This window comes from Variovorax sp. Soil_C_12, assembly GCF_057657375.1.
The window spans coordinates 600,208-616,963 of record NZ_JBDGIO010000001.1 but is presented as its reverse complement, the minus strand read 5'-3'; the positions used below and the strand labels follow the sequence as shown (position 1 = coordinate 616,963).

Below are 16,756 nucleotides of genomic sequence, written 5' to 3'. Positions count from 1 at the left end.
CGACGATCACGCTCATGGCCGACATCACGCTCGACGGCAACCGGGGCGGCCTCGGTGCGCTGACCACCGGCAACGGCATCGAGCTCGTGAGCGCCCTCAACGGCGCCACCACCACCGCGCAAAGCACCAAGGACGCCTTCGCCCTGCAGGGCGGCCATGTGGATGCAGGGGCCTACGAATACCGCCTGCAGGCCGGCGATGCCGCAGGCGCCGGAGAGAACTGGTACCTGCGCTCCACAAGCACCATCATTCCGCCTCCACCGCCTCCACCGCCTCCACCGCCTGCACCGCCTCCACCGCCTGCACCGCCTGCACCGCCTGCACCGCCTGCACCGCCTGCACCGCCTGCACCGCCTCCGGCACCACCCGTGCCACCGGCACCACCAGCACCACCAGCACCACCAGCACCACCAGCACCCGCGGAGTCCCCGGGTCCTCCGGCCTCCCCGGCACCTGTTGATCCGTCACCGCTGCTGCCGCCGCCGCCGGCTCCATCAGCGGCCCCCACCCAGGTGCCCACCTATCGCGCCGAGGTGCCCCTCTTCGCAGCCCTGCCCGAGCAACTGCGCCAGGGCAACCTGGCCATGCTCGGCAACCTGCACCAGCGCATCGGCGACGACGACATGCGCGCGCCCGTGCAAGCGATTCAGGCCCAGTCAAGCGCCGAGCGCCGCGCCTGGGGCCGCGTCCTCAGTACCCGCCTCAACATCCAGCAAAGCGGCACCGTCAGCCCGCAAAGCGATGGCCGCCTGAGCGGCCTGCAGGCCGGCACCGACCTGTGGACCGCCCCCAACTGGCGCGCCGGCCTCTACGTCGGCCAACTCGACGGCGATCTCCAGGTCAAGGGCTTCGCCCGCGGCATCGCCAACCTGGCCGTCGGCAGCAACGACCTGCGCAGCCAGTACCTGGGCGGCTACGCCACTTACAGCAGCGACAGCGGCTTCTACGCCGATGCCGTGCTGCAGGCCGGGCGCCACCGCTACGAAGTCAAACCCCTGGCCAACCTGCGCACCAAGGGCAAGGGCAAGGGCAGCAGCCTGAGCGCCTCGCTGGAGATCGGCCAGTCCTTCGCGCTCGGCGAAGGCTGGCAGATCGAGCCGCAGGCACAGCTGGTGCACCAGCGCCTGGACCTCGACGACGTGGACATCACCGGCGCGCGCGTGCATCAGGAGCGCGACGGCAACTGGCTTGCTCGCGTGGGCGTGCGCGTCAAGGGGGACATCGCCACGCGTGCGGGCCGGCTGCAGCCCTATGCGCGGGTCAATCTCTATCGTGCTTCAGGCGGCAACGACAGCACCCGCTTCATCAACGCGGCCGCCAGCACAGCCATCGCCAGTAGCACGGGCAGCACCTCCACCGAGCTGGCCGCAGGCTTCACGCTGCGCCTGAGCGAATCGACCAGCCTCTACGGTGAAGTAGGCAAGCTGTGGGCCTCGGGTGGAGACACCCGCGTGAAGTCGCAGCTCAATGCCTCGGTGGGCCTGCGGGTGCGCTGGTAGGGCGACGCTAAGCACGCCGGGAGGGGGGCGTGCTTCACCTCCCTCCAGGAGTTTGCGCGGCCCGCACCGCGAAGGTCCGGGCGCGAAGCCGATAGCGGCGGCTTACAGCCCGGCAGCGGCGCGCAGCGCCGCGGCCTTGCTCGTGTCTTCCCAGGTGAACTCCGGCTCTTCGCGGCCGAAGTGGCCGTAGGCCGCGGTCTTGCCGTAGATCGGGCGCAGCAGGTCCAGCATCTGGATGATGCCCTTGGGACGCAGGTCGAAATGCTCCTGCACCAGCTCCGCAAGCTTGGCATCGGAGATCACGCCGGTGCCTTCGGTGTAGACCGTCACGTTCATCGGGCGTGCCACGCCGATCGCGTAGGCCACCTGGATCTGGCACTGGCGCGCCAGGCCCGCGGCCACGATGTTCTTGGCCACGTAGCGCGCGGCATAGGCGGCCGAGCGGTCCACCTTGCTCGGGTCCTTGCCCGAGAAGGCGCCGCCGCCGTGCGGGCAGGCGCCGCCGTAGGTGTCGACGATGATCTTGCGGCCCGTCAGGCCGCAGTCGCCCTGCGGGCCGCCGATGACGAAGCGGCCGGTGGGGTTGATCAAGTACTTGGTGTCCTTCAGCCATTCCTTGGGGAGCACCGGCTTGATGATCTCCTCGATGATGGCTTCGTTGAACGAGGCCTTCATCTTGGTCGGCGTCTCGCTCTGGTCGGGGTGGTGCTGGGTGGAGAGCACCACGGTGTCGATGCTGTGCGGCTTGCCGTCCACGTAGCGCATCGTCACCTGGCTCTTGGCGTCGGGGCGCAGGAAGGGCAGGCGGCCGTCCTTGCGCAGCTGGGCCTGGCGCTCCACCAGGCGGTGCGCGTAGTAGATCGGCGCGGGCATCAGCTCGGGCGTCTCGTCGCAGGCGTAGCCGAACATCAGGCCCTGGTCGCCCGCGCCGGTGTTGAGGTGGTCGTCGCTCGCGTGGTCGACGCCCTGGGCGATGTCGTTGGACTGCTTGTCGTAGCAGACCATCACGGCGCAGCCCTTGTAGTCGATGCCGTAGTCGGTGTTGTCGTAGCCGATGCGCTTGATGGTGTCGCGCGCGACCTGGATGTAGTCGACATGCGCGTTGGTCGTGATCTCGCCGGCGAGCACCACGAGGCCGGTGTTGGTCAGTGTCTCGGCGGCCACGCGGCTGCGCGGGTCCTGGGCGAAGATCGCGTCGAGGATGGCATCCGAGATCTGGTCCGCGACCTTGTCGGGGTGGCCTTCGGAGACCGATTCGGAAGTGAAGAGAAAGTCGTTCGCCATGTTGATGAAACTCCAAGCAGTTGAATTGGCGCGTTGCCAATCCATTTGGAGTGTGGCGAACGCTTTAGCAGTGATGTTTAACGTCGCCCTGCAAGTAGTTCCGTAACTCAGCGACAATTTCGATTGTATTCGAGCCGCGCGATAGCCCGCGTGCGCGTCCTGGTATTCACCCCCTCCAACCGGATGATCCTTCTGTTTCGATTGCTCGCCCATGTGCCGCTGCGCTGGATGCATGCCGCCGGCCGCTGCCTGGGCTGGCTGGTGTGGTGGGGCTCGCCCACCTACCGCCAGCGCTTCAAGGACAACGCCGAGCGCGCCGGCTTCACGCCCGCGCAGTACCGCCCGGCCATCGGCGCCGCAGGCGCCATGGCGGCCGAGCTGCCCTGGCTGTGGGCCCGGCCGCAGGGCGAGAGCGTGCTGCCGCGCATCGTGCGCTGGGAGGGCGCGGCCGAACTGGAGGCAGCGCTGGCGGCGCGCAAGGGCGTGATCATCGCCTCGCCGCATGTCGGTTGCTGGGAGATCCTGGGGCAGGCGCTCGGCGAGCGCTTCGTCGATGCCTACGGGCCGATCACGGCGCTGTTCCGTCCGGCGCGCAAGAAATGGATGGCGGAGCTGATCGGCGCCGGCTCGCGCGAGCGGCGCGGCCTGCAGACGCTGCCCACCAGCGTGGCCGGCGTGCGCGGGCTGATCCGCACGTTGCGCGCGGGCGGCTACACCGGCATCTTGCCGGACCAGGTGCCGCCGCTGGGGCAGGGCGTCTGGGCGCCCTTCCTCGGACGGCCCGCCTACACCATGACCCTGCTGCCGCGCCTGGCGCAGCAAACCGGGGCGCGCGTCTTCTTCGGCGTGTGCGAGCGGCTGCCGCGCGGCGCGGGCTATGCGATCCGACTGATGCCCTTCGACGGCACCGCCCTGGGCGACCCGAAGGCCACGCCGGAGGCCGCCGCCGCCGCGATGAACGAGGGCATCGCGGCGCTGATCCGCGCGCTGCCGGGCCAGTACGTCTGGGACTACGCGCGCTACAAGCAGCCGCGCGGCGAAGCGGCGGCAGTGACTGGGACGGAGGCTGCGCGATGAGCGTGTTTTCGCGTCTCGGTATCGTCTTCATGCGCACCCTGGCCCACGTGCCGCTGCCGCTGGCGCGCAGCTTCGGCACCGCCCTGGGCCACGTGCTGCACGCCGTCGCCGCGCCGCGCCGGCGCGTGGTCGACGCCAACCTGGCGCTGTGCTTTCCGGACAAGTCGCCGGCCGAGCGTCGGCGCATCGCGCGCGAGACCTTCGTCTATGTGGCGCAGTCCTGGCTGGACCGCAGCTGGCTCTGGCATGCGCCCGAAGAAACCGTGGCCGCGCGGCTGAAGGTGAAGGGCTCGCCGGAGGAGATCGACGAGATCGCCAACGGCAAGGAGCCGATGATCCTCTTCGCGCCGCACTTCTACGGCCTCGATGCGGCGGCCACCGCGCTGACCATGCACACGGCGCGGCCCTCCACCACCATCTACACCACGCAGCGCGATCCGATGGTGGACGAGTGGATCCGCGAGGGCCGCAAGCGCTTCGGCAACGTGATCACGCTCAACCGGGTCGACGGCATCAAGCCGATCATCGCGGGGCTGCGCAAGGGCGGCCTGCTGTACCTGCTGCCCGACATGGACTTCGGCCGCGACCAGACCGTCTTCGTGCCCTTCTACGGCGTGCCGGCGGCCACCGTGCCCTCGCTGTCGCGCTTCGCCCGGCTGGGGCGGGCCAAGGTGGTGCCGATCGTCTCGAAGCTCACGCCCACCGGCTACGAAATCGAGGTGCTGCCGGCCTGGCAGGACTTCCCCACCGAGGACGTGGTGGCCGACACCGCGCTGATGAATCAGCGCCTGCAGGGCTACATCGACACCATGCCCTCGCAGTACTACTGGGTGCATCGGCGCTTCAAGACGCGCCCCGAGGGCGCCGCGCCGGTCTACTGAGTCCGCTGCAGGAAGGCCTCGATCTCGCGCGCCACGAACTCCGGCTGCTCATGCACGATCCAGTGCGTGGCGTCGGGCACCTTCTTCAGATCGAGCTTCGGCACGTAGTCTTCCAGGCCTTCGAGCAGCCCTGGCAGGAGCGCCGCGTCGTCCAGGGCCCAGAAGACGAAGGTGGGCACCTCCACCACCAGCCGCTCGCGTGGCAGCTCGGGGATCTCGGCGGCAGGCTTGCCGGGGATGGCCGGCTTCAGCGGCGTCACGCGGTAGAGGTTCAAGGCGCCGGTGAGGCCGTGGTCCCACACCTCGCGGTACTTGGCCTTGACGTCCTCCGTCAGCCAGCCATAGCCCTCCGGCCCCGCCTTCATCTGCGTGAACGAGAGCCACATGCGCTTGTAGTCGTCGGCCGACATCAGCGCTTCGGCATCGGGCCGCGCGAGGAAGTTCATGTAAGCGCTGGCGGCCTGCTGGGCCGGGTTGCTGCGCAGCTCGCGCATGAAGGTGCCCGGATGCGGCGAGTTGATGATGACCAGCCGGCCCAGCTTGTCGCCATGCTGGTTGCCGTAGCCCCAGCCGAAGGCGCCGCCCCAGTCGTGCGCGACCAGCACCTCGATGCGGCCATCGTCACGCTCGCTTTGGGTAAGCTGCTCGATGTCTTGGATCAGCAGGTGGGCGCGATAGGCCGACACCTCGGTGGGGGAGCTCGACTTCTCGAAGCCGCGCAGGTTCGGCGCCACGCAGCGGTACCCACCGTGCTCCGGCTGGCTGAAATGCTCGAGCAGTTCGTCCCAGATGAACGCGGCTTCCGGAAAGCCGTGCAGGAACACCATCAAGGGGCGGCCGGGCTCGCCGGCGGCACGGCAGCTGAGCGTGGTGCCGTTGGGCAGTGCGCGGGCAAAGGTCTGGATCATGTCGGGCTGTCTCCTTCTTTCGGTTCTGCGGGCGGCTCGTCCTGCGGATGGGCCCAGCGCCACAGCAGTTCCGCCGCCTCGTCCACTCCCTGTTGTTTCAAGGCCGAGAACAGTTTGACCTCGCCGCCGCCGGCCTGCAGTCGCACGATGGACAGCGCCTTGGCGCCGTCCGAGCGGGTGAGCTTGTCGGCCTTGGTCAGCAGCACGAGGAACTTCAGGCCCTGCTCGACCCGCGGGCGGATCACCTCCAGCAGGATCTCGTCGAGCTCGGTGAGGCCCTGGCGCGGGTCGCACATCAGCACCACGCCGCGCAGGCTCTCGCGCGTCATCAGGTAGTTGCCCATGACGCGCTGCCAGCGCAGCTTGGCTTCGCGCGGCACGGCCGCGTAGCCGTAGCCCGGCAGGTCGGCCAGCACGGCGTCGTCCACCTTCTGCTTGCCGACGCCGAACAGGTTGATGTGCTGGGTGCGGCCGGGCGTCTTGGAGGCGAAGGCCAGGCGGGTCTGCTGGGTCAGTGTGTTGATGGCGGTCGACTTGCCGGCGTTCGAGCGCCCGACGAAGGCGATCTCCGGCAGGTCGAGGGATGGCAGATGCTCCAGCTGCGGCGCGCTGGTCAGGAAGTGGGCGGTATGCAGCCAGCCGCGTGCGATGCGGATGCGTTCGGCGGCCGCGCCGTCCACGGCAGCTGCCGGGCGGGAGGAAGGGGCGGCCGGCTTGCGGCTCGGGGTGGTCATGGGTGGAGCCTCGGTAACGGGGCGCCATTGTAGAATCGCCAGGTTTTGCGCCATAAATCCAGAGCCCCCGATATGAAGTTGTTTGCCCGTCTCCTGCTTGCAGCCCTCATGGGCGCCGCCGCCAGCGCCAGCTTCGCGGCCGACGATCCGGCAAGCAAGCCCGCTGCCGCCGCGGCCCCCGCCAAGGCCGCCAAGCCCGATCCGGCCAAGGGCGACACCATCTTCAACAACACCCCGGCCAACAGCCAGAGCTGCGCCTCGTGCCACAACGCCGACGGCAACTCGGCCATCGCGGCCAACCCCAAGCTGGCGCAACAGCACCCCGAATACATCCTCAAGCAGCTGCAGGACTTCAAGTCCGGCAAGCGCAAGAGCGCGATCATGAAGCCGCTGGCCTCGGCCCTGTCCGAGGAGGACATGCGCAACGTCGCCTGGTTCGTCGGCACCAAGAAGGTCAAGCCGGGCTTCGCGAAGGAAAAGGACTTGGTCGCCCTGGGCGAGAAGATCTACCGCGGCGGCATCGGCGAGCGTCAGATCCCCGCCTGCGCCGGCTGCCATAGCCCGAACGGCGCCGGCATCCCGGCCCAGTACCCGCGCCTGGGCGGCCAGCATGCCGACTACACCACGGTCCAGCTCAACCAGTTCCGCGACGGCACCCGCCAGAACAGCCTGCAAATGACCGGCGTGGCCGCCAAGCTCAACGACCGCGAGATCAAAGCCGTTTCCGACTACATCGCCGGCCTGCGTTGATGGCCCAGGCGCCAGCTTGAACTAACCGCCGATAAAAAACCCCAACAGGGCGGGCCGATCCAGCGAGGATGGCCCGCCTTTTTGCTTTCCACCGTCCGCATCCATGTCAGCAGTCTCCACCCACGGCCTTCGCGTCCGTCGCGGTCCGCATGCGGTCCGCGCGGGCGTGGAACTGCTGTCGTCGATGCGCTTCGCGATCGCGCTGCTGACGGTCATCTGCATCGCCTCGATCATCGGCACCGTGCTCAAGCAGCACGAGCCGGTCAACAACTACATCAACCAGTTCGGCCCCTTCTGGGCCGAGGTGTTCCGCGCGGCGCAGCTGGATTCGATCTACAGCGCCTGGTGGTTCCTGCTGATCCTGGCCTTCCTGGTGATCAGCACCTCACTGTGCATCGCGCGCAACACGCCGCGCATCCTTGCGGACCTGAAGAACTTCAAGGAGAGCATCCGCGTCCAGAGCCTGCGTGCTTTCGGCCAGCGGGCCGAGACGCGGCTCGACGAGACGCCGGACGGCGCGGCCAACCGCATCGGGCAGCTGCTCGCGGGCGGCGGCTGGAAGGTCAAGCTGCAGCACCGCGATGGCGACGGCTGGATGGTGGCTGCGCGCGCGGGCGGCGCCCACAAGCTCGGCTACATCGCGGCGCACGGTGCCATCGTGCTGGTGTGCCTGGGCGGCCTGCTCGACGGCGACCTGGTGGTGCGCGCCCAGACCTGGTTCAACGGCAAGAGCGTCTACACCGGCGGCGGGCTGATCGCCGATGTGGCGCCGCAGCATCGCCTGTCGCCCGGCAACCCCACCTTCCGCGGCAACATCCTCGTGCCGGAAGGAGGGCAGTCCAGCGTCGCCATCCTGAACCAGGCCGATGGCGTGCTGCTGCAGGACCTGCCCTTCTCCATCGAGCTGAAGAAGTTCATCGTCGACTACTACTCGACCGGCATGCCCAAGCTGTTCGCCAGCGAGGTGGTGCTGCATGACCGCGCGACCGGCCAGCAGGTGCCGGCGCGCATCGAGGTAAATCATCCGGCCAGCTACAAGGGCATCGAGATCTACCAGTCCAGCTTCGACGACGGCGGCTCCAGCGTGAAGCTCAAGGCCGTGCCGATGGCGGCAGCGGCCAAGCCCTTCGAGGTCGAGGGCATCATCGGCAACAGCTCGGAGATCACCAACGGCAGCGAGCGGCTGACGCTGGAGTACACGGCGCTGCGCGTGATCAACGTCGAGAACTTCGGTGACGCCGGCGCCATGACGAGCGGTGCCGACGTGCGCAAGGTCGACCTGCGCAACGACATCGAGTCGCGCCTGGGCGCGGCCAACAAGACCAACAAGCCCAAGGTGCTGCGCAATATCGGCCCGAGCATCGGCTACAAGCTGCGCGACGCCGCGGGCCAGGCCCGCGAGTACCAGAACTACATGGTGCCGGTCGATACAGGCGACGGGCAGCCGGTGTTCTTGCTCGGCATGCGCGAGCGGCCGGAGGAACCCTTCCGCTACCTGCGCGTGCCGGCCGACGAGCAGGGCTCGATGGACGGCTTCGTGCGCATGCGCGCGGCCCTGGCCGACGCCGATACCCGCACGCGCGCAATCGAGCGCTACATCGCGCGCAGCATCGATCCCAAGCGGCCCGAGCTGGCTGGGCAACTGCGCATCTCGGCCGGGCGTGCGCTCGCGCTGTTCGCGGGCGCCGAGCGCGCCAAGGCCGACGCGGTGAGCAGCGGCGGCTGGCAGGCGATCGCCGAGTTCATGGAGGCCAACGTGCCCGAGGCCGACCGGGAGCGGGCGGGCGCCGTGCTGGTGCGCATCCTCAACGACGTGCTGTTCGAGGTGCTGAACCTCAGCCGCGAGCAGGCCGGCCTGGCGGCGCTGCCGGCCGACGAGAAGGCGCAGGCCTTCCTGACGCAGGCGGTGCTGGCCGTCAGCGACGCCTACTTCTACCCCGCGCCGGTGGCGATGATGATGACCGACTTCAAGCAGGTCCAAGCCAGCGTGTTCCAGGTTGCCCGCGCCCCGGGCAAGAACATCGTCTACCTGGGCTGCCTGTTGCTGATCGTGGGCATTTTTGCCATGCTGTACGTCCGCGAGCGCAGGCTCTGGGTGTGGCTCGCGAAGGACGCGGGCGCCGGCGGCACGGCGGCCACGATGGCCTACTCGGTCAACCGCAAGACCATCGACAGCGACCGCGAATTCGAGCGCCTGAAAGACAGGCTGCTCGCCCTCACCAAGGACAGTGGATCATGAACACCACCACCCTCACGCTCAACGAGAGCTGGTTCTCGCGCCGCAACGCCTTCGACTGGGTGTTCGCCGCGCTGGTCGTGGCCGGTGGCCTCTTCGCCTTCTCGCGCTATGCGGGCGCGATGGACATCTACGAGAAAGTCATCCTGCTGGCGGCCATGCCCTTCGCCATCTGGCTGGGCTGGTTCTGGCGGCCGCTGCGCGTGCTGGCCATCGTGGTGGCCGCGGCGGCGCTGCTGGGCATCGTCTCCTACCAGGGCGACCTGGCGCGCGCCGACACCGTGTTCTGGCTCAAGTACTTCCTGTCCAGCCAGTCGGCCATCCTCTGGATGAGCGTGCTCTTCTTCATGAGCACGCTGTTCTACTGGATCGGCCTCTTCGGTGGACGGCAGGCCGACGCCATGGACCTGATCGGCTCGCGCCTGGCCTGGGCGGCGGTCACGATGGCGCTGATCGGCTCCATGGTGCGCTGGTACGAAAGCCACCAGCTGGGCCCGGACATCGGCCACATCCCGGTCAGCAACCTCTACGAGGTCTTCGTGCTGTTCTGCTGGCTCACGGCGGCCTTCTACCTGTACTTCGAATCGCGCTACGGCACGCGCGCGCTGGGCGCCTTCGTGATGCTGGTGGTGAGCGCCGCGGTCGGCTTCCTGCTCTGGTACACGCTGGTGCGCGAGGCCCACGAGATCCAGCCGCTGGTGCCGGCCCTGCAAAGCTGGTGGATGAAGCTGCACGTGCCGGCCAACTTCATCGGCTACGGCACCTTCGCGCTGGCGGCGATGGTCGCCTTCGCCTATCTCATCAAGGAGCAGGCGCAGGAGACGCGCTGGTACAAGCTCACGCCGATGTGGCTCTTGGGCGTGGCGCTGTGCTTCGTGCCGGTGGCCTTCCGCCAGCGGGTGCAGGAGGCGGGCGGCAGCTACTGGTTCGTCTACGCGGCCATCTCGGCGCTGATCGCCGCCGGCATCCTGCTGGGCCGCAAGCGCATCGCGGCACGGCTGCCGGCCAACGAGGTGCTGGACGACGTGATGTACAAGTCCATCACCGTGGGCTTCGCCTTCTTCACCATCGCCACTGTGCTGGGCGCGCTGTGGGCGGCCGATGCCTGGGGCGGCTACTGGAGCTGGGACCCGAAGGAAACCTGGGCGCTGATCGTCTGGCTCAACTACGCGGCCTGGCTGCACATGCGCCTGGTCAAGGGCCTGCGCGGCACCGTGGCGGCCTGGTGGGCGCTGGGGGGGCTGGCGGTGACCACCTTCGCTTTCCTGGGTGTCAACATGTTCCTGAGCGGCCTGCACAGCTACGGGACCTTGTAGCGCGCCGGCCGCCGGGCGGGCGGCCGGGTGAAACCGATGGAACGCCCGGTGCGTAACCGAATCAGCATTGGGAACGAATAGATCCCAGTACGACAAAACACGCGAAAGGCGATCCATGTTGATTCGATCCAAGGACCAGGGCTTCATCCATCCGCATCCGAGCGAGATCACGCCGCGCGCGGCCTACGAAGGGCGGCGCGACATGCTCAAGCTGCTGGCCACCGGCGTCGCCGGCGCGGCCATGGCCTCCTGGGCCGGGCGTGAGGTACTGGCCCAGGCCGCCGCGCCGGGCAAGCTGGCCGCGTTGAAAGGCGAGAAATCGGCGGTGGCCGGTGCCCAGACCATGGAGAAGCTCACCGAATACAAGGATGCCACCAGCTACAACAACTTCTACGAGTTCGGCACCGACAAGGGCGATCCGGTCAAGAACGCCGGTACGCTGAAGACCCGGCCCTGGACCGTCGAAGTCGAGGGGCTGGTCAAGAAGCCGGGCAAGTACGCGATCGAGGACCTGATCAAGCTCAGCGCGCAGGAGGAACGCATCTACCGCCTGCGCTGCGTCGAGGGCTGGTCGATGGTGATCCCGTGGGTCGGCTACTCGCTGGCCGAGCTCATCAAGCGGGTCGAGCCGCAGGGCAATGCCAAGTACGTCGAGTTCGTCACGCTGGCCGACCCCAAGACCATGCCCTTCGTCGGCTCGCGCGTCCTCGACTGGCCCTACGCCGAAGGGCTGCGCATGGACGAGGCGATGCATCCGCTGACGCTGCTCACCTTCGGCATGTACGGCGAGGTGCTGCCCAACCAGAACGGCGCCCCGGTGCGCATCGTGGTGCCATGGAAGTACGGATTCAAGAGCGCCAAGTCGATCGTCAAGATCCGCTTCGTCGAGAAGGAGCCCGGCACGGCCTGGAACAAGGCGGCTGCGCAGGAGTACGGCTTCTACTCCAACGTCAATCCCAACGTCGACCATCCGCGCTGGAGCCAGGCCACCGAGCGCCGCATCGGCGACGGCAGCGGGCTGTTCGCCAAGCGCCACAAGACGCTGATGTTCAACGGCTACGAGGCGCAGGTCGGCCAGCTCTACGCCGGCATGGACTTGAAGAAGTTCTATTGAGCCCATCATGAACAAGCTGCTGCTTCACCCGGCCGCCAAGCCGCTGGTGTTCGTCCTGTGCCTGCTACCTTTTGCCTGGCTGGCCTGGGGCGCGTTCACCGACGCACTGGGCGCCAATCCCGCCGAGTACCTGATCCGCTCGACCGGCGACTGGACCCTGCGCTTCATCTGCATCGTGCTGGCGGTCACCCCGCTGCGCGTGATGACGAAGACCAACGCATTGGCGCGCTTTCGCCGCATGCTGGGCTTGTTCGCGTATTTCTACGTGGTGATCCACCTGCTGAGCTACAGCCTGTTCGACATGGGCTTCGACATCCCGGAGATCGCCAAGGACATCGCCAAGCGGCCCTTCATCCTGGTGGGCTTCACGGCCTTCGTGCTGCTCACGCCGCTCGCGGCCACTTCGTTCAACCGCGCGATCAAGGCGCTGGGCGCGAAGCGCTGGCAGACGCTGCACAAGCTGGTCTATGTGATCGCCGGCCTGGGCCTGCTGCATTTCTTCTGGATGCGGGCCGGGAAGAACAACTTCGCCGAAGTCTTCGTCTATGCCGCCATCATCGCGGCGCTGCTGGGGTGGCGCGTCTGGAACTTCGCGCGGAACAAGAGAGCGCCGCGGCCCGTACCGGCCGGGCGCGTGCAGCTGAGCAAGTGAGGGCGCTCAGCCGCCGTCGAACTGCTCGCTGCGCAGTTGGTCCTCGATGCTCTCGCGGCGGCGGATCAGCGTGGCGCCGTTGCCGCTGACCAGCAGTTCGGCCGCGCGGCCGCGGGTGTTGTAGTTGCTGGCCATCGCCATCGAATAGGCACCGGCCGACAGCACCGCCAGCAGGTCGCCGGCCTGCACGTCGAGCGCGCGGTCGCGGCCGAGCCAGTCGCCGCTCTCGCAGACCGGGCCGACGACGTCGTAGCTCACGGCCTCGCCCTGGCGCGGGGCGACCGGGACGATCCGGTGGAAGGCCTGGTACATCGCGGGCCGCGGCAGATCGTTCATTGCTGCATCGACGATGCAGAAGTTCTTGGCCTCGCCCGGCTTGGTGTAAAGCACTTCGGTCACGCACACGCCGGCATTGCCCACCAGCGAACGCCCGGGTTCGACGATCAGCCGGCGCTTGCCGAAGCCGCGTGCGTCGAGGCGTGCGAGCAACTGCTGCCACAGCGCATCGGCCGCGGGCGGCGTGTCGCCGTTGTAGTCGATGCCCAGGCCACCGCCGAAGTCCAGGTGATGCAGCGCGATGCCGGCCTTCTCGATGGCCTCGACCAGGTCGAGCACCCGCTCCAGCGCCTCGAGGTAGGGCGCGGCCTCGGTGATCTGCGAGCCGATGTGGCAGTCGATGCCGACCACCTGCAGGCCCTTCAGCGACGCGGCATGACGGTAGATGGCGAGCGCGCGGTCATGCGCGATGCCGAACTTGTTGCCCTTCAGGCCGGTGGAGATGTAGGGGTGCGTTTTCGGGTCGACGTTGGGATTGATGCGCACGCTGATCGCGGCACGGTGCCCCGTTTCGAGCGCGACCGCGTTGAGGACGTCGATCTCGGCTTCGCTCTCGACGTTGAAGCAGCCGATGCCGGCCGCCAGGGCCTGCCGCATCTCCTGCTTCGTCTTGCCCACACCGGAGAAGATCACCTTGGCCGGATCGGCGCCGGCCGCGAGCACGCGCGAAAGCTCGCCGCCGGAGACGATGTCGAAGCCGCAGCCCGCCGCGGCAAAGACGCGCAGCACGCCCAGCGAGGAGTTGGCCTTGATGGCATAGCAGACCAGCGCGTCGCGCCCTTCGAAGCCGCGCTGGTACGCGGCCAGCGCGTCGAGCATCCATTGCTTCGAGTAGACGAAAAGCGGCGTGCCGTGCTCGCGGACCAGGTCTCGCAGCGCCACGCCCTCGACCTGCAGCGAGCCGCTCCGATAGGCGATGTGGGGATGCCCGGGGAGGCGTTCGGGGCTCGTCACTTTGTTCCTTCGCGGGTCGCGGGCGCACTGCTGGCGGCGGCAGGGGCGGGCGCGGCCGCTGCCCCGGAACTCGTAGCATCATCGGCACTGCCCGAGCCGGGCATGAGCAGCCCCGGGAGCGTGGCGCGATTCTTCGCGGCCGGATCTGTGGGCAGGTAGAGCGCACCCTTCTGGCCGCATCCCACCAGCGCGACCCCGACGAGCGCGAGGCCAATCGCGCTCACTAGAATTTGACGAACATTCAGCATGACGAAATTGTAATGACCGATCCCGAATACATGGACTGCGCCGAGGCCGTGCTGGCCGCCATTGAACGCGGCTGCGACCGCATCAACGATGCGACCGATGCCGATATCGACAACCAGCGCGTGGGGGGCATGATCACCATCACCTTCCGCAACGGCAGCCAGTTGATCATCAACCTGCAGAAGCCCTTGCAGGAGATCTGGCTGGCCGCGCGCTCCGGTGGCTACCACTACCGGCACGACGGCCGCGCGTGGGTCGACACGAAGACGAGCGAGGAGTTCTTTGGCCAGCTGTCGCGCGAGGCGAGCGCGCAGGCCGGCCTGCCGCTGCAGTTCTCGGCCGGCTGAAGAAGGCGATCAGTTGCGGAAGAGCTCGAGGATGCGATTGCGCTCTTCCGGCGGCGGCGGCGCACCGATGGGCGCGCCAGAAATCGCCTCGACCGGCGGTGTCGGCCCGGCCTCGACGCCGAGGTTCGCGACGCCGCGGCCCGGCGCATAGTCGTCGTAGTACCACTCGCCGCCGACGTTGACCACGCCGGACGGGGCCGTGGCAGTCAGCTCCGTCACCGGCACGCCCTTGATGGCGGTCTCCATGTAGCTGATCCAGATCGGCAGGCTCAGGCCGCCGCCGGTCTCGCGGTCGCCAAGCTTGCGCGGCGTGTCGTAGCCCATCCAGGCCACCGCCGCCATCGTCGGCTGGAAGCCGGCGAACCAGGCATCCAGCGAGTCGTTGGTCGTGCCCGTCTTGCCGTAGAGGTCGGGGCGCTTCAGCGTGGCCTGCGCCTTGGCGGCGGTGCCGCTGCGGGCCACTTCCTGCAACAGGCTGTCCATGATGAAAGCGTTGCGCTGCGGGATGGCGCGCATGGTCTCGTTGAGCAGCGGCGGCTGCGTTTCCACGAGCACCTTGTCCTTGTGGTCGGTGATGCGCGTCACGAGGTAGGGATTGACGCGGTAGCCGCCGTTCGCGAACACCGAGTACGCGGTTGCCATCTGCATCGGCGTGACCGCGCCGGCGCCCAGCGCCATCGGCAGGTAGGCCGGATGCTTCTCGCGCTCGAAGCCGAAATTGCCGATCCAGTCCTGCGCGTAGCGCGTGCCGATCGACTGCAGCACGCGGATCGACACCATGTTCTTGGACTTGGCGAGCGCGCGGCGCAGGGACATCGGGCCCTCGAAGTTACCGTCGTAGTTCTTGGGTTCCCAGGGCTGGCCGCCGGTGGTGCCGGCGTCGAAGAACAGCGGCGCGTCGTTGACCACCGTCGCGGGCGTGAAGCCCTTCTCCAGTGCCGCCGAGTAGATGAAGGGCTTGAAGCTCGAGCCCGGCTGGCGCCAGGCCTGCGTCACGTGGTTGAACTTGTTCTTGTCGAAGTCGAAGCCGCCGATCATGGCCTTGACGGCGCCATCGCGTGGATCGAGTGCAATGAAGGCGCCCTCGACCTCGGGCAGCTGGGTGATCTCCCAGGTGTTCTTCGGCGTCTTGACGACGCGGATCACCGCGCCGCGGCGGATCTTGATATTGGGTGGTGCCTTGTCCGACAGGCCCGACTGCGCCGGACGCAGCCCCTCGCCGACGATCTGCACGGTGTCGCCGTTGGCACGCACCGCATTGATTTCCTTGGCATTGGCCTTGAGCACTACGGCCGACATCACGTCGCCGTTGTCGGGATGCTCGGCCAGGGCGTCATCGACGGCTTCGTCCACTTCCTTGGGATCGTTGGGCAGGTCGACGAACTTTTCGGGGCCGCGATAGATCTGGCGGCGCTCGTAATCCATGATGCCCTTGCGCAGCGCCTTGTAGGCTGCCGCCTGGTCGGCAGCCACCAGCGTGGTGTAGACCTTGAGGCCGCGGGTGTAGGTGCTGTCGCCGTACTGCGCGTACATCAGCTGGCGCACGGTCTCCGCCACGTATTCGGCATGCAGGCGGGTGGGGTCGGCGCCGTCGCGCAGGTGCAGCTCTTCCTTCTTGGCCTCGGCCGCCTGTTCGGCGGTGATGAAGCCTGCTTCCTGCATGCGGTCGATCACATAGAGCTGGCGCCCGCGCGCACGCGTCGGATTATTGACCGGATTGTTCGCGCCCGGCGCTTTCGGCAGGCCGGCGAGCATCGCGGCCTGGGCGATGCTGATGTCCTTGAGGGGCTTGCCGAAATAGGCTTCCGAGGCGGCCGCGAAGCCATAGGCGCGATTGCCCAGATAGATCTGGTTGAGGTAGATCTCGAAAATCTGGTCCTTGCTCAGCAGGTGCTCGAGCTTGAAAGTGAGCAGGACCTCGTAGATCTTGCGGGTCAGCGTCTTCTCGGAACTCAGATAGACGTTGCGCGCCACCTGCATGGTGATGGTGGAGGCGCCCTGGCTTTTCACCCGGTTCATGTTCGCGATCCCGGCGCGCAGCAAGCCCTTGTAGTCGACCCCGCCGTGATCGTAGAAGCGGGTGTCCTCGGCGGCCAGCACGGCGTCCTTCATCACTTTGGGAATGGTCGCGATGGGCGTCAGGTTGCGGCGCTCCTCGCCGAACTCGCCGATCAGGATGCCTTCGGAGGAGAACACCCGCAGCGGCAGCTTGGGCCGGTAGTCCGCCAGCTCGGAGATGTCCGGCAGATTGGGATAGGCCACGGCCAGGGCCACGGCGACCACGCAGATCATGGACACCACACCAGCCGCGGCGATGCCCAGTCCCCACATCACGAAGCGCAGAAGCCAGGTCAGCCAGGCAGGGCGCTGAGGAAGCGAGGGAGTCTTGGCGGGCCCGTTGGGGCGAGTTTTTTCGGGCATG

The 16,756-nt window shown here is 67.8% G+C and carries 14 protein-coding genes and 1 pseudogene; 9 read left to right on the top strand and 6 right to left on the bottom strand.

Features of this window, described 5'->3' with window-relative positions; all coding sequences use genetic code 11:
* Window positions 1-38: 38 nt before the first annotated feature.
* Window positions 39-1,499, top strand: a pseudogene (locus tag AC3A6X_RS03130) (autotransporter family protein); the annotation flags it as partial.
* Window positions 1,500-1,601: 102 nt separating this feature from the next.
* On the opposite strand, the gene metK reads toward AC3A6X_RS03130, so the two are convergent.
* Window positions 1,602-2,783 carry a methionine adenosyltransferase gene (gene metK, locus AC3A6X_RS03125; protein WP_106555056.1) on the bottom strand — a complete coding sequence of 394 codons (1,182 nt, stop codon included), beginning with the start codon at window positions 2,781-2,783 and terminating at the stop codon, window positions 1,602-1,604.
* A gap of 150 nt (window positions 2,784-2,933) precedes the next feature.
* Here metK and AC3A6X_RS03120 point away from each other — a divergent pair, with 150 nt between their 5' ends.
* The gene (locus AC3A6X_RS03120) at window positions 2,934-3,860 is read left to right on the top strand and encodes a lysophospholipid acyltransferase family protein (protein ID WP_487840760.1); all 927 of its coding nucleotides are present in this window, start codon (window positions 2,934-2,936) and stop codon (window positions 3,858-3,860) included.
* Window positions 3,857-4,741, top strand: coding sequence for a lysophospholipid acyltransferase family protein (locus AC3A6X_RS03115; protein WP_487840759.1), 885 nt, complete (start codon window positions 3,857-3,859; stop codon window positions 4,739-4,741). Before AC3A6X_RS03120 ends, AC3A6X_RS03115 begins: the two co-directional genes overlap by 4 nt.
* Here AC3A6X_RS03115 and AC3A6X_RS03110 read toward each other — a convergent pair.
* On the bottom strand, window positions 4,735-5,649 hold the full coding sequence (locus AC3A6X_RS03110) for an alpha/beta fold hydrolase (protein ID WP_487840758.1): 915 nt from the start codon (window positions 5,647-5,649) through the stop codon (window positions 4,735-4,737). The genes AC3A6X_RS03115 and AC3A6X_RS03110 overlap by 7 nt on opposite strands.
* Window positions 5,646-6,383 (bottom strand): ribosome biogenesis GTP-binding protein YihA/YsxC, encoded by a 738-nt coding sequence (gene yihA / locus AC3A6X_RS03105; protein WP_487840757.1) that lies wholly within the window; start codon window positions 6,381-6,383, stop codon window positions 5,646-5,648. The genes AC3A6X_RS03110 and yihA overlap by 4 nt, the downstream gene beginning before the upstream one ends.
* Before the next feature lie 72 nt (window positions 6,384-6,455).
* On the opposite strand from yihA, the gene AC3A6X_RS03100 reads away from it, so the two are divergent.
* From AC3A6X_RS03100 to AC3A6X_RS03080, 5 genes are all read left to right on the top strand, one after another.
* The gene (locus AC3A6X_RS03100; protein WP_487840756.1) at window positions 6,456-7,133 is read left to right on the top strand and encodes a c-type cytochrome; all 678 of its coding nucleotides are present in this window, start codon (window positions 6,456-6,458) and stop codon (window positions 7,131-7,133) included.
* Between the two features lie 103 nt (window positions 7,134-7,236).
* Window positions 7,237-9,372 (top strand): cytochrome c biogenesis protein ResB, encoded by a 2,136-nt coding sequence (locus AC3A6X_RS03095; RefSeq protein ID WP_487840755.1) that lies wholly within the window; start codon window positions 7,237-7,239, stop codon window positions 9,370-9,372.
* Window positions 9,369-10,685: a c-type cytochrome biogenesis protein CcsB gene (ccsB, locus tag AC3A6X_RS03090; protein ID WP_487840754.1), complete on the top strand. Its 1,317-nt coding sequence runs from the start codon at window positions 9,369-9,371 to the stop codon at window positions 10,683-10,685. Before AC3A6X_RS03095 ends, ccsB begins: the two co-directional genes overlap by 4 nt.
* Before the next feature lie 115 nt (window positions 10,686-10,800).
* The gene (msrP, locus tag AC3A6X_RS03085; protein WP_487840753.1) at window positions 10,801-11,799 is read left to right on the top strand and encodes a protein-methionine-sulfoxide reductase catalytic subunit MsrP; all 999 of its coding nucleotides are present in this window, start codon (window positions 10,801-10,803) and stop codon (window positions 11,797-11,799) included.
* Between the two features lie 7 nt (window positions 11,800-11,806).
* Complete coding sequence (locus AC3A6X_RS03080) at window positions 11,807-12,451, top strand: protein-methionine-sulfoxide reductase heme-binding subunit MsrQ (protein WP_487840752.1); 645 nt, start codon at window positions 11,807-11,809, stop codon at window positions 12,449-12,451.
* A 6-nt stretch (window positions 12,452-12,457) separates the two neighbouring features.
* Here the strand turns inward: AC3A6X_RS03080 and lysA are convergent, their stop codons facing one another.
* Together lysA and lptM are read right to left on the bottom strand one after the other, a co-directional pair.
* Complete coding sequence (gene lysA, locus AC3A6X_RS03075; RefSeq protein ID WP_487840751.1) at window positions 12,458-13,741, bottom strand: diaminopimelate decarboxylase; 1,284 nt, start codon at window positions 13,739-13,741, stop codon at window positions 12,458-12,460.
* Complete coding sequence (lptM, locus tag AC3A6X_RS03070; RefSeq protein WP_487840750.1) at window positions 13,738-13,989, bottom strand: LPS translocon maturation chaperone LptM; 252 nt, start codon at window positions 13,987-13,989, stop codon at window positions 13,738-13,740. Before lptM ends, lysA begins: the two co-directional genes overlap by 4 nt.
* A gap of 12 nt (window positions 13,990-14,001) precedes the next feature.
* Here lptM and cyaY point away from each other — a divergent pair, with 12 nt between their 5' ends.
* Window positions 14,002-14,334 (top strand): iron donor protein CyaY, encoded by a 333-nt coding sequence (gene cyaY / locus AC3A6X_RS03065; RefSeq protein WP_487840749.1) that lies wholly within the window; start codon window positions 14,002-14,004, stop codon window positions 14,332-14,334.
* 9 nt (window positions 14,335-14,343) lie between these two features.
* On the opposite strand, the gene AC3A6X_RS03060 is transcribed toward cyaY, so the two are convergent.
* Window positions 14,344-16,755 (bottom strand): penicillin-binding protein 1A, encoded by a 2,412-nt coding sequence (locus AC3A6X_RS03060; RefSeq protein WP_487840748.1) that lies wholly within the window; start codon window positions 16,753-16,755, stop codon window positions 14,344-14,346.
* Between the last annotated feature and the right edge of the window lies 1 nt (window position 16,756).

What these genes read in the sequence shown, in the direction of transcription:
- AC3A6X_RS03095 (WP_487840755.1), top strand. Translation starts at nt 7,237, where the DNA reads ATGTCAGCAGTCTCCACCCACGGCCTTCGCGTCCGTCGCGGTCCGCAT.
- yihA (WP_487840757.1), bottom strand. Translation starts at nt 6,383, where the DNA reads ATGACCACCCCGAGCCGCAAGCCGGCCGCCCCTTCCTCCCGCCCGGCA.
- AC3A6X_RS03060 (WP_487840748.1), bottom strand. Translation starts at nt 16,755, where the DNA reads ATGCCCGAAAAAACTCGCCCCAACGGGCCCGCCAAGACTCCCTCGCTT.
- metK (WP_106555056.1), bottom strand. Translation starts at nt 2,783, where the DNA reads ATGGCGAACGACTTTCTCTTCACTTCCGAATCGGTCTCCGAAGGCCAC.
- AC3A6X_RS03110 (WP_487840758.1), bottom strand. Translation starts at nt 5,649, where the DNA reads ATGATCCAGACCTTTGCCCGCGCACTGCCCAACGGCACCACGCTCAGC.
- cyaY (WP_487840749.1), top strand. Translation starts at nt 14,002, where the DNA reads ATGACCGATCCCGAATACATGGACTGCGCCGAGGCCGTGCTGGCCGCC.
- AC3A6X_RS03115 (WP_487840759.1), top strand. Translation starts at nt 3,857, where the DNA reads ATGAGCGTGTTTTCGCGTCTCGGTATCGTCTTCATGCGCACCCTGGCC.
- lptM (WP_487840750.1), bottom strand. Translation starts at nt 13,989, where the DNA reads ATGCTGAATGTTCGTCAAATTCTAGTGAGCGCGATTGGCCTCGCGCTC.
- AC3A6X_RS03080 (WP_487840752.1), top strand. Translation starts at nt 11,807, where the DNA reads ATGAACAAGCTGCTGCTTCACCCGGCCGCCAAGCCGCTGGTGTTCGTC.
- msrP (WP_487840753.1), top strand. Translation starts at nt 10,801, where the DNA reads ATGTTGATTCGATCCAAGGACCAGGGCTTCATCCATCCGCATCCGAGC.
- ccsB (WP_487840754.1), top strand. Translation starts at nt 9,369, where the DNA reads ATGAACACCACCACCCTCACGCTCAACGAGAGCTGGTTCTCGCGCCGC.
- AC3A6X_RS03100 (WP_487840756.1), top strand. Translation starts at nt 6,456, where the DNA reads ATGAAGTTGTTTGCCCGTCTCCTGCTTGCAGCCCTCATGGGCGCCGCC.